Annotated in this window: 11 protein-coding genes; 4 read left to right on the forward strand and 7 right to left on the reverse strand. The window is 66.7% G+C overall.

The genetic code is table 11. The features are described 5' to 3' along the window. Positions 1–2: 2 nt before the first annotated feature. The 3 genes from A8950_RS09135 to A8950_RS09145 all read left to right on the forward strand — a co-directional run bounded on the left by A8950_RS09135 (position 3) and on the right by A8950_RS09145 (position 2,180). The gene (locus A8950_RS09135; RefSeq protein ID WP_133613352.1) at positions 3–404 is read left to right on the forward strand and encodes a Rieske 2Fe-2S domain-containing protein; all 402 of its coding nucleotides are present in this window, start codon (positions 3–5) and stop codon (positions 402–404) included. A gap of 161 nt (positions 405–565) precedes the next feature. Beyond that, positions 566–1,519 (forward strand): DMT family transporter, encoded by a 954-nt coding sequence (locus tag A8950_RS09140; RefSeq protein ID WP_166645091.1) that lies wholly within the window; start codon positions 566–568, stop codon positions 1,517–1,519. 229 nt (positions 1,520–1,748) lie between these two features. Then, a complete protein-coding gene (locus A8950_RS09145; protein ID WP_133613354.1) occupies positions 1,749–2,180 on the forward strand; it encodes a hypothetical protein in 432 nt (143 codons plus the stop codon). Positions 2,181–2,283: 103 nt separating this feature from the next. Here the strand turns inward: A8950_RS09145 and A8950_RS09150 are convergent, their stop codons facing one another. After that, entirely contained in the window at positions 2,284–3,084 is an 801-nt protein-coding gene (locus A8950_RS09150; protein ID WP_133613355.1) for an exodeoxyribonuclease III, read from the reverse strand. A gap of 155 nt (positions 3,085–3,239) precedes the next feature. On the opposite strand from A8950_RS09150, the gene A8950_RS09155 reads away from it, so the two are divergent. Then, a complete protein-coding gene (locus A8950_RS09155; RefSeq protein WP_279513036.1) occupies positions 3,240–3,617 on the forward strand; it encodes an endonuclease domain-containing protein in 378 nt (125 codons plus the stop codon). A gap of 417 nt (positions 3,618–4,034) precedes the next feature. Here A8950_RS09155 and A8950_RS09160 read toward each other — a convergent pair whose 3' ends face one another. From A8950_RS09160 to qhpR, 6 genes are all read right to left on the reverse strand, one after another. After that, positions 4,035–4,853 carry a gamma-glutamyl-gamma-aminobutyrate hydrolase family protein gene (locus A8950_RS09160; protein WP_133613357.1) on the reverse strand — a complete coding sequence of 273 codons (819 nt, stop codon included), beginning with the start codon at positions 4,851–4,853 and terminating at the stop codon, positions 4,035–4,037. Positions 4,854–5,065: 212 nt separating this feature from the next. Then, the gene (rpmB, locus tag A8950_RS09165; RefSeq protein WP_133613358.1) at positions 5,066–5,359 is read right to left on the reverse strand and encodes a 50S ribosomal protein L28; all 294 of its coding nucleotides are present in this window, start codon (positions 5,357–5,359) and stop codon (positions 5,066–5,068) included. A gap of 158 nt (positions 5,360–5,517) precedes the next feature. Next, complete coding sequence (locus A8950_RS09170) at positions 5,518–7,518, reverse strand: methyl-accepting chemotaxis protein (protein WP_133613359.1); 2,001 nt, start codon at positions 7,516–7,518, stop codon at positions 5,518–5,520. A gap of 190 nt (positions 7,519–7,708) precedes the next feature. Beyond that, a complete protein-coding gene (meaB, locus tag A8950_RS09175) occupies positions 7,709–8,689 on the reverse strand; it encodes a methylmalonyl Co-A mutase-associated GTPase MeaB (RefSeq protein WP_133613360.1) in 981 nt (326 codons plus the stop codon). Beyond that, complete coding sequence (locus A8950_RS09180) at positions 8,686–10,566, reverse strand: ABCB family ABC transporter ATP-binding protein/permease (protein ID WP_133613361.1); 1,881 nt, start codon at positions 10,564–10,566, stop codon at positions 8,686–8,688. The genes meaB and A8950_RS09180 overlap by 4 nt, the downstream gene beginning before the upstream one ends. A 202-nt stretch (positions 10,567–10,768) precedes the next feature. Then, positions 10,769–11,791, reverse strand: a complete 1,023-nt coding sequence (qhpR, locus tag A8950_RS09185; RefSeq protein ID WP_133613831.1) for an AraC-like transcriptional regulator QhpR — start codon at positions 11,789–11,791, stop codon at positions 10,769–10,771. Positions 11,792–11,962 lie beyond the last annotated feature (171 nt).

Here is an 11,962-nt window from a genome sequence, read left to right on the forward strand (position 1 = left end):
CCATGAGCAGCCTCGTCCCACCGCCTAGCTTTCGCTTCCTGCGCTTCCGGGCGCCTGCGGCCGATACGATCTGGCTCGGCGATGCGCGCGCCTTCCTGCTGGCGACGCCCGACGCCAGGCCGGCGCTGATCGACGGCATCTGCCCGCATCGCGGCGGACCGCTCGCCCTCGGCAGCTATGATTGCCGGACGCAGACGCTGCGCTGTCCCTGGCATGGGCGGCGGCATGCGCGTCGGCAATTGCTGGCGCGGGCCTGGCCAGCGATCCGCATCGGCAAGGACTGGGTCGTCGCCGTGCCGGGGACGGCTGGCAGCGGCATCTGCTTTGCCGGTGCCCGGGTCACGCTGTCAGCCGCCGCCGGGGCGCCGGGCGATTCCGACATCGGCCGACCGATCGCACCGTGAAGTTCGACCAGGCGGTTGAAACGTGGCGGCGTTCTACAACCGTCTGGCCCAATCCCATGATCGATTGTCGCAATCCCACGACCTTACAGGCTCGGGACCGGGCCGCCCCCATGCCAGTATCGATCGATGCTGGAAGCTGTATACAGACGCGGATCAAGCGCATGAGTTCGACCGCCAACGGCACCGCCGCGGCGCAAGGCACCCGGGCGGGCGCCATGCCGGCGCGCCGGCGCGCCGGCATCCTGCTGGTGACCGGGGCGGCCCTGGCCTGGAGCAGCGCCGGTTTCTTCACCCGCGTGGTCGAAGCCGATCTCTGGAGCATGCTGGTCTGGCGCGGCGGCCTCGGTGCCCTCGTCCTTTTCGCTTTCCTGCGCCTACGCGACGGCCGCGACTGGCTGAAATGGTGGCGGCCATCGCTGCAGCCCCAAGGCCGCGCCTTCTGGACCGCCAGCCTGCTCGCGGCCCTCGCCATGGTCGCCTTCATCGCCGCCCTCGCCAACACCACCGTGGCCAAGGTCTCGCTGATCTATGCGGCGGTGCCCTTTGCCGCTGCCCTGCTCGCCTTTCTGCTGATCGGCGAAAAGCCGGGCCGCCGCGTCCTTGCCGCCAGCAGCATCGCCGCCCTTGGCATTGCCATCATGGTCGCACCAGGCCTGGTCGGCATTTCCCTCGGCGCTGGAACAGGCCTGGGCGGCTCGCTCGGCGGCGACGCGCTCGCCCTGCTCATGACCCTGCTGATGGCGCTGCTCACCGTCCATGTCAGGCGCTATCCGGATATCCCCATCGTCGCGGTCGCGGCGGTCTCCTGCCTGTTGAGCGCGCTCATCGCACTCCCCTTCGCCGATCCCTTTGCCGTCCGCGCCGGCGACATCCCCTGGCTGTTGCTGTTCGGGCCAGTCACCACCGGCATCGGCTTCGTGCTCTACACGCAAGGGGCGCAGCGCCTGCCCTCAGCCGAGGCGGCGTTGCTCTCGGCGCTGGAAACGCCGCTGGCGCCGCTCTGGGTGTGGCTGGCCTTTGCCGAATTGCCGGACCTTGCCACCTTCCTCGGCGGCGGCCTTATCTTCGCGACGCTCATGATCTATATCTGGCGCGACCGCGCGGCGCCGGCCTGACGGCACGCATGACAATCATATGAACGTAAAACAGGATGCGCCGATGAGGCGCGATCCGTCACGCGACGGGCGGCAGCAGGACCGACAACACATCCTTAGGTACGTTGTCGGATTTCCGTTGTTGAATGGCGACAAAGAGACATCGCGAATTCTTCTGTTCAGACCCCCACCCATACGATGCTGTATGGGCCGGCCATGATCCATTGCCGGCATTCACCTGGGGGCCAAGATGCAAAAAAAAGCAAAGGTCGGAGACAAGAAGATCATCCGCCGTCTCGACATGAAGCGGTCCGTTCGCCGCGCGCGGCCGGCGGCCGGTATTTCTGGCGGAATCAATCCGCTTCTGGCGATGCGGGAATTGCCGCGGATCTATGAACGCATGGGCGATTGCCTGCTGGACCGGATGCATCGCCATGCGGGCAATCCCGGCGTCACGCGCTCGCTCTCGCGCCAGCTCGACTGGGTCGGCACGCGGGCGCAGCTGGTCAACAGCTTCATCGCTGCCGGGGATGGCGCGCTCGGCTATCTCTGCGCCGAAAGCCTGTCGCCGGAACGGCTCGCCTCGCTGGTCGAACTGACCGCGCGGCATGTCGCCGAGGAGCGCCTGCCGGTGGCCCTGTTCCTGATGGAAAAGATCGACGAGGAACTGCGCCTCGCCTGAAGTACCCGGCGTGGCGCGGCACTCCCGCCAGTGCGGGCAGTGCAACTGCGGGCGGTGCAAACGGGGCCAGGGCAATCGGGGGCAGCGCAACCGGGGACGGCGATCAATCCAGGTCGACGATCACCGCGACATGGTCGGATGGCTGGGTCCAGCCGCGCATGTCCTTGAGGATGGTGGCATGGCGCACACGCTTGGCCAGTGACGGCGTCACCCAGATATGGTCCAGGCGCCGGCCGCGGTCGTTCTTCGTCCAGTCGGCCGAGCGATAGCTCCACCACGAATACAATTTGACCGGCGGCGGCGTCACCTGGCGCACGGCGTCGACCCATTTCCCGGCCTGCTGCACGGCGGCGAGCTTCTCCACCTCGATCGGTGTGTGGCTGACCACCGAGAGCAGCTGCTTGTGCGACCAGACATCCTCCTCCAGCGGCGCGATGTTGAGGTCGCCCACCAGGATCGCCTTGCCCTTGGCCGATCCGCCGGCCCTGGGTGCCGCCGCAAAATGATCCCGCATCTCGTCGAGGAATTGCAGCTTGTGGGCGAATTTCGCATTCGCCGCCGGGTCGGGGATGTCGCCGCCGGCCGGGACATAGAAATTGTGGAGTTCGACATCGCCCGGCAGCACGACGCGGGCATGGCGGCAATCGCCCTTGCCGCACCAATCGGTGGGGTCGAGCTCGCGGAACGGCAGCTTCGACAGCGTCGCGACGCCGTTATAGCCCTTCATGCCGTGGAAGCGCACATGCGGATAGCCCAGCGCGTGGAGATCGGCCAAGGGAAAGAGGCTGTCCTCCACCTTGATCTCCTGCAGGCAGATGACGTCGGGACCCTCCTGCTGCACCAGGCGGCGCAGCAAATCGAGGCGCAGGCGCAGCGAATTGATGTTCCAGGTGGCGACGCGCATGACGTGATTTCCGGCGCTGTTGAGGACGCTTCTTCCTGACACGCCGAATCGTTCGCCGTCCAGCAAATGACGACCCATGCATACCGCGATAAAGTCTTCGCTTCCGCCAAGGGCAGGTTGCGCACCAGCATTTCCGGAGAGAGGTTGATGGAGCTGTGACGCGGGATCCGATTGAAACGGCGCGCCGGCTTCGCCGCGACATGACCGCCGCGGAGAAAGAGCTCTGGCGCGCAATCCGCAACCACCAACTCGAAAATGCACACTTCCGGCGGCAGTTTCCGATCGGTCCCTATGTTGCGGATTTCTGCTGCCGCCGGGCCAGACTGGTGATCGAGGTGGATGGCGGACAACATGCCGACAATCTGCGCGACGACCGGCGCTCGCGCTATCTCGCGACGCAGGGCTACCGCGTGCTGCGCTTCTGGAACAATGACGTAATCGAGAATATCGGAGGCGTCGTAGAGAAGATTCGCGCTGACCTTCGGCTGCACGACCCCCACCCTAACCCTCCCCCTGAAGGGAGAGGGGATTAGCGGCGGGATACGACGAGCGCGTGCGCCCGCTTGCCCCCTCTCCCCGCTGGCGGGGGGAGGGTTAGGGTGGGGGGTGATGCCAAATATGTGGTCTTATGAACCAGAAAAAGTGAACGCCCGGCCAGGGGAGGACCGGGCGTTCGTTACTCCTCATCGGAGTCCGGTTACGGTGGGGGAGACCGCTTCCGGTGCGACTGCCGCCATTGCAGCGACCGTCATTCGCATAAACTCTAGATGAGGTTGATACACCCGAATTCAAGGCCTCGGATCGCAAAAGAATGCAGATCAGAAACCGCCCGCTTGCATGGCTCGGAAGTGCTTGGAATCGCCGCGTGAATCAGGCCTTCACGACAAAATGATCAGGACTCGGCGCTGTATACATCGCGCGCCAGCGGTCTTTGGTCCCAATCCGCGCGCCTATGCCGCGCGGCCGGCATCCCGCGCACTGCGACGCGCCGTCGCATAGACCCGCACGGCATCGCCGAAGGCACCGAACAATTTCATCGAATCCGCATTCTCGATGCAGCGATATTCCGGATGCCATTGCACGCCCAGCGCGAAGGTAGCACCCTTCACGCGCACCGCCTCGATGACGCCGTCGGGCGCGCGGCCCTCGACGACGAGCCGATCGGCCGGGCGATCGATCGCCTGCCAATGCACCGAATTGATGGTGATGCGGGTGGCGCCAAAGATCGCCGCGAAGCGGCTGTCCGCCTCCAGGATCAGGTCATGGGCCGGCTTGTAGATGTCGTCATAGGGGCCGTCGCTGCCGCGATGGTCCATCTTGCCCGTCTGCTTGTGGATGCGGGTGTGCAGCGTGCCGCCCAGCGCCACGTTCAATTCCTGGAAGCCGCGGCAGATGGCGAGCAGCGGGATGTCGCGCTGGAGGGCGGCACGAATGAGGGGCAGGGTGACGGCGTCGCGGCCGGGATCCTGCGGGCTGTCATCGCGATCGGGATCGCCGCCGTAATGGCCGACGGCGATGTTGCTGGGGCTGCCGGTCAGCAACAGGCCGTCGACATGGTCGAGCAGCGCCTCGACCGGCAGGACGGTGCCCAGCGCCGGAAAGGAGAGGGGATAGACCCCCGACCCGTCGATGAGGGCGGTCAGGTACTTCTCGCCCACCGTGTGATAGTTCTGCCCGTCGATATGCTTGACGCACATCGGCACGGCGACGACCGGCGCATGGGCCGGCAGCTGCTGGGTCTTCAGGGTCGGTTGCGGCGGCGTGATCATGGGTGCATCCCGGCGGCGTTATGGCTGGTATCTTGGCCGAACTTGTGGCTGTCCCAAAATCTAGCCAGCGCCTCCGGGCCCCACAAGCCGCCCCCGTTGCAGGGCCGACCCCGGTTTGCTGCAGGGGGGGCTATCCCGTAAGGCCGAGAAACCGCCAAACAAAAAGGCCCGCGCGAGGGCGGGCCTTTTCGGGTCTTGATCGTTTTTTCCGATCAGGCGGCCTTCTTGGCGGCGGCCTTCTCGATGCGACGCTTCAGGCGCTTCGCCTCGGCGGTCAGGTTCTTGTCCGCCGTGTTGGCGAGGAACGAATCCAGGCCGCCATTGTGCTCGATCGTGCGGATGGCATTGGTCGAGAGCTTCAGGCGCACCTGCTGGCCGAGAATGTCGGAAAGCAGGCTGGTCTCCTGCAGGTTGGGCAGGAAGCGCCGGCGCGTCTTGTTGTTGGCGTGGCTGACATTGTTGCCGCTCTGCACGCCCTTGCCGGTGATGTCGCAGCGCCGTGACATGACGGTAATCCTTCCAGATCAAATACTTGACGAAAACAAAGGGGCCGGAAACAGGGGCTTCCGGCCGGCTCGGGCGGGGTTTTACGGGCTAAGCCTCTCGCCGTCAAGGCGATTCCGGGGTTTCCCGGCGCCGCCTGTCGGCCTTTCCCCGCCCGGATTCAGGCGGCCTGGCCGCGGCCGGCGGTCTCGATCAGGCGGCTGAGGAAGCCCTCCACCACGGCTTTGAGGTCGCCCGCCTGGCCGCTGACCGAGCCGGCGACGTCATGGACCCGGTCCGAGCGCGCGCCGGTGGTCTCGGCCGCCGATTTCACCTCGGTGATGACGCTCGCCACCTCGCGGGTCTTAGCGGTCGCTTCGGTGACGTTGCGCGCGATCTCCTGCGTCGCCGCCGATTGCTGGGTGACGGCGGCAAAGATGGCTGCGGTCGACTGGTTCATCCCCTCGATGATGGTCGCGATCTCGGAGATGGCGCCGGCCGCTTCCTGGGCCGCCGATTGCACCCCGGCGATCTGGCTCTCGATCTCGGTGGTGGCGCTGGTGGTCTGGGCGGCGAGGTTCTTGACCTCGGTCGCCACCACGGCAAAGCCCTTGCCGGCCTCGCCCGCCCGCGCCGCCTCGATGGTGGCGTTCAAGGCCAGCAGATTGGTCTTGCCGGCGATGTCGCGGATGAGGCCGAGCACGCCCGAGACCTTGGCCGCGACCTCGGTCAATCCCCCGACGATGCGGCTGATCTCGCCGGCGCGGCCGACCGCGGTGCCGGCGGTCTCGGTCGCACTTTCCGCCTGGCGGCCGATCTCCTCGAACGAGGCCGACATCTCGGTAACGGCGCTGGCGATCGATTGCGCATTGCCGGCGGCGATCTCGGCCAGCTGCGCCACATTCTCCGATTGGCGGCCGGAGATCTCCGCCGCCTGGCGCATGACGCCGGATTGCTGCTCGAGATCGCCGGCGCTGCCCATCATGGCGCCCACCGCCGCCACGAAGCGCTGCTCGAAATCGCCGCAGAGCGCCTGGATGTCGCGGATCTGCGATTCGCGCCGGGCCGTCTCCTGCCTTGCCGCCGCTTCCAGCTCCAGGCGCCTTGCGACACCGGCGCGGAAGGTCTCGACATGGCGCGCCATGCGTCCCAATTCGTCGCCGCGCGCGGTGAGTGCCACGGCGATGTCGGTGCGGTCCCGGGCGATCGCCTCGATGGTCACGGCCAGCTGGTCGATCGGCCGGGTCACATTGCGGCGGATGAAGAAGATGACGCCGAAAATGGCGAGCGCGAAGAGCAGGGCGGTGGTGGCGAAGACGACGATCCGGTCCTGCTGGAAGCTGGCGATGCGCGCCGCCAGCAATGCGTCGAGGGCGGCGTGATTGGCATCGCCGAAGGCGATGACGGCATCCAGCGCCGCGTCCCGCGCCGCGCCGATGGCGGCGAGGTCGAGGGCGGCCTCGCCGGCGGAAAGTTGCGACCCGGCATAGCTCGCCTTGAAGGCGGCGAGGGAGGCGAACATCGCCTCGGCGCCGGGCTGCAGCAGGCCCGGCAGCAGATCGACGCGGTCATAGATGTTGCCGCTGCTGCCGTCATAGGCCTGCCCGATCGAGGCCTGCGTGCCGCCGACCAGCGTGTCGAAGGCGCCGGTCATCTGCAGGAAGCCGGCGACATCGGCGATGCTGTAGCCCGTACCGCCGGAGGCGGCATGGCTGGCGGCATAGGCGGCGACATTGTCGACCTGGTCCATCAGTTCGGGAATCTTCAGCAGCACCAGATCCATGACATAATAGCTGTCGAGATCGGGATCGAGGATCAGGTTCGACTTGTCGCCGACCCGGGTGATGAGGGCGCGGATGGCGGCCCGCGCCGCGGCCGCATCGCCGGCATCCAGTGCCGCCTTCAGTGCCGCATGCTGCTCGGCCGATTCCATGCCCGGGCCGAACTGTGCCCCGGCCCGGTCGATTCCGGCGGCAATGGCGGGGAGATCCCTGCCTGCCAGCAACGCACCATGGGCGGCGCGCAACTGGCCGAGATAGGCATTGCCCTGGGCTTCCTTGGTGCCGAAATCGATCGCGATCTGCTGCGTGCCATAGAGCTGGTAGATGGTATAGCCTACGGGGAGCAGGAAGAGCGCGATGGCCAGCGCCAGTTTTGCCGCGATTCCAAGAGAGCGTTGCATCGCCTGTTTCTCCGCTTGCGGCGTCGCACGACATGACCCTGCGGGACCATCCGGCCCCGGTGCGAAACGCTGCTGATTAATCATATGATAGGCGAAGTGTTAGGTGCGGATGCTTAACGAACGATGAATGTCCTGCCCAGCCGGCGATTCGGCGGCATAGAATCCTGATTTCCAGGATGAAAGGCGGCGCCTAGCCGCCGAGGAAGGCCGCCAGCACCTGGCGCGCCGCACTGGCGGGGGCGATGCGGCCGGCCGCCACCTTGTCCTCAAGCTCGACCAGGCGCTCGGCGACGGCGGGATGCGCCTTCAGCGTCTCGAGGAGATTGTCGGAGAGTTCGTGCCACAGCCAGGCCTTGGCCTGGATTCGGCGCCGCGCGGGCAATTCGCCGCTGGCACCCATGGCGGTGGCGAAGGCCTGGGCGCGATCCCAGACATGGTCGATGCCGATATCGCGCAGCGCCGAGCAGCGCAGCACCTCGGGCGACCAGGATTTGTGCAGGGGCTGCATCAGGCGGAGCGCATTGGCGACATCGGCGGCGGCGCGTTCGGCCGCCGGGGCGAGATCGCCATCCGCCTTGTTGACGACGACAAGGTCGGCCAGTTCCATGATGCCGCGCTTGATGCCCTGCAGGTCGTCGCCGCCGCCGGGCAGCAGCAGCAGCAGGAACAGATCCACCATCTCGGCCACCGCCGTCTCCGACTGGCCGACTCCCACCGTCTCGACGATGATGAGGTCGAAGCCCGCCGCCTCGCAGAGCAGCAGGGCTTCGCGCGTGCGCCGCGCCACGCCGCCCAGCGTCAGCCCGGCAGGCGAGGGGCGAATGAAGGCCTGCTTCATGCGCGACAATTCCGACATACGCGTCTTGTCGCCGAGGATCGAGCCGCCGGAGAGGCGCGAGGAGGGATCGACCGCGAGCACGGCGAGCTGCTTGCCGGCGGCGATGGCATGGCGGCCAAAGGCCTCGATGAAGGTCGATTTGCCGACGCCGGGCGGCCCCGATATGCCGATGCGCAAGCTGCGCCCGGTCTTCGGCAGCACCTCTTCCAGCAGCACCTCGGCCTGGCGGCGGTGATCGGCGCGGGTCGATTCGATGAGGGTGATGGCGCGCGCCAGCGCGCGACGGTCGCCGGCGAGCAGCTGTGCGGGCGTGATGGCGGCGGCATGGTTCATGCCGGCACCTCGACCGCGGGCACGGCAGCCCATTCGCGCCGCGCCGCCTCCTGCTGGCGCCGCCACATGGCGGCATAGGCGCCCTCGGCGCGCAGCAGCTCGTCATGGCGGCCGCGCTCGACCACGCGCCCGGCATCCAGCACGATGATCTCGTCGGCATCGATGATGGTGGAGAGCCGGTGCGCGATGACCAGCGTGGTGTGGTTCTTCGCCACTTCGGCGAGGTTGTCCTGGATCTCGCGCTCGGTATGCGAATCGAGCGCCGAGGTCGCCTCGTCGAAGAGCAGGATGGGCGGGTCCTTGAGGATGGTGCGGGCGATGGCGACGCGCTGCTTCTCGCCGCCAGAGAGTTTGAGGCCGCGCTCGCCCACCATGGTCTTGTAGCCGTCGGGCAGCGCGCTCACGAAGTCGTGGATATGGGCAAGGCGCGCCGCGTTCTCGATCTCGGCCGTATCGGCGCCCGGCCGGCCATAGGCGATGTTGTAGGCGACGGTGTCGTTGAAGAGGACGGTGTCCTGCGGCACGATGCCGATGGCGGCGCGCAAGGAGGCCTGCTGGACGTTGCGGATATCCTGGCCGTCGATCAGGATGCGGCCGCTGCCGACGTCGTAGAAGCGGTAGAGCAGGCGCGAGATGGTCGACTTGCCGGCACCCGACGGGCCGACGATGGCAAGCTTCCTGCCCGGCGCCACGGTGAAACTGACGCCCTTCAGGATCGGCCGCCGAGGGTCGTAGCCGAATTCGACATTCTCGAAGCGGATCTCGCCCGCAGTGACATCGAGCGGTGCCGCACCCGGCGCGTCGGCGATCTCGACATCGACCCGCAGCAAGGCGAACATCGCCTCCATGTCGATCAGCGACTGCCGGATCTCGCGATAGACGAAGCCGAGGAAATTCAGCGGCAGATAGAGCTGGATGAGATAGGCGTTGACCAGCACGAAATCGCCCACCGTCATGTGGCCCTGCGCGGTGCCCCTGGCCGCCATGCCCATCATCAGGACAAGGCCCGCGGCGATGATGAAGGCCTGGCCGACATTGAGTGTCGCGAGCGAGGTGCGGCTCTTGACCGCCGCCTTCTCATAGGCCTGCAGCGCCACGTCGTAGCGCCTCGCCTCGTGCTCCTCATTGCCGAAATATTTCACCGTCTCGTAGTTGAGCAGCGAATCGACCGCCTTGGTATTGGCCGACTGGTCGCTCTCGTTCATTTCGCGGCGGAACTTGATGCGCCATTCGGTGACGAAGAGCGAATACCAGATATAGACCGCGATGGTGAGGAAGGTGACGGCGGCGAAGGTCCAGTCGTAGAGCGTCCAAAGGATGATGCAGACGAGGCCGATCTCGAACAGGGTCGGCAGCACGTTGAAGAGGATGAAGAAGAGCAGGAACTCGATGCCCTTGGCACCGCGCTCGATGGCGCGGTTGAGTCCGCCGGTCTGGCGCTCGAGGTGGAATTTCAGCGACAGGCTGTGCAAATGGCGGAAGGTGTTGAGCGCCACCTTGCGGATCGAGCGCTGCGCCACCTTGGCAAAGATGCCGTCGCGGAATTCCGCGAAGGCCTGGCTCATGACGCGGGCCGCGCCATAGGCCAGCAGCAGGCCCAATGACACGCCGGCCACCGACACCGCCGCCGTCGCCGTGGTGCCGGCGACGGTGCCCAGGCTGTCGACCATCTGCTTGAACAGGATCGGCACATAGACATTGGCCAGCTTGGCGACGATCAGGCAGGTGACCGAGGCAATCACCCGGGCGCGCAAATCCCATTCCCCTTTCGGCCACAGATAGGGCAGCAGGGTGCGCAGGGCCTCTAGCTGCGGGTGACGCGGCGCGGCGGGTGCCTTTTGGGGCGCGGCAGTGGGTTGTGCGGGCGACACGGCCATGAACGACTTTCGATGAACGGACTTTCGGTCCGCGCAACATGCGGGGACGGTCTCTTTGCGACAGCATTAACGGATGCGGCGCGCCGGAGCAATCACAGGGGGCAATCGCAGGGGGCAATCGCAGGGGGGCAATCACGGGGAGCGTAATCGCAGGGCGGGAGACGGTCAGGCAGAAGGCGGGAGGGAGCGAGGTTTCTCCGCCCTAATGCCGTGCGAGCCCGGCGCGCCACCTGCGGGGCGAGACGCCGGACCAGCGGGTGAAGGCGCGGGTGAAGGCGGAAAGCTCGGAATAGCCCAGCAGCAGGGCAATCTCGCTTAAGGGCAGGTGCAGCTGGGCGAGATAGTGCCGGGCAAGCTCGAAGCGCACATGCTCGACCGCCTCGCGGAAGCCGAGGCCCTCGGCGGAAAGCGCCTTCTGTATGGCGCCGGGGGAAAGGCGCAGGGTGGCTGCGATTTCCTCCAGATTGGGTGCACCTTCGGCAAGGCGCTGGCGGATGGCACTGAGGATGCGGTCGGCGAGGCGCTCGGCCTGGGGATGCGAACCCATGGATTCGAGGCAGGAACGCATCATGGCGAGGAGCTTCGGGTCGCTGCCCGGCATCGGCCGCGCCAGCAGCGCGCGTTCGAACAGGATGGCGTTGCTGGCGGCGCCGAAAAAGACCGGGGCGCCGAAGGCCATTTCATGCTGGCGCCAGTTCTCCGGCCTCGGATGCTCGAAATGCACCTCGAGCGGCGACCAGTGGCGCCCGCAGCATTCGCGGATCACGTTGGTGAACTGGCCCAGCGACAATTCCGCATCCTGCCGCCGCGCCAGGATGGCCGGGGCCTCGATGCGGTATTCCAGGCGCATATGGTTGGCGCCCGCCGGCGCCAGGCGCATGACCGAGGAGCCCTGCTGATAGCGGAAGAGGTCGACGAAATTGCCGAGGGCCGCCCCCAGATTGGGCGAGGAGAGGGCGGCATAGCCCCACATGCCGAGATCGCGCGGGGCGAATTGCTGGCCGAACCACAGGCCAAAATTGTCGTTTCGGGTCTGCCTGGCACCTTCCTCGAACAGCGCGCAGAAGGTGTCGAGCGGCAGCTGCAGGGTCGGCGCATCGGTCATTTCCGGGGCGATGCCGCAGCGGCCGAAGATGGTGTCGATATCGCCGCCCTGGGCGGCGATGAAATCCACCAGGCCGGCAGCGGCGGCGGCCAGCACGACCGGAACTTCCGCGCCCGGCATCTCCGCCACCGGGCCTTCCCTTCCATCTTGACCCGGCTGAAGCATGCCGATACCGACCTCGCAAGCGGCTGCGGATGACGATGTTGCGGGGCGCAATGATGGCATGGGGCCTGCCATGCTGCAAGGCAGCATCCCCAATCTGTCAAGCCAGCCCGGGTTTCGGTCAAGCCG

The sequence above is a fragment of the Dongia mobilis genome (assembly GCF_004363235.1).
GTDB lineage: Bacteria > Pseudomonadota > Alphaproteobacteria > Dongiales > Dongiaceae > Dongia > Dongia mobilis.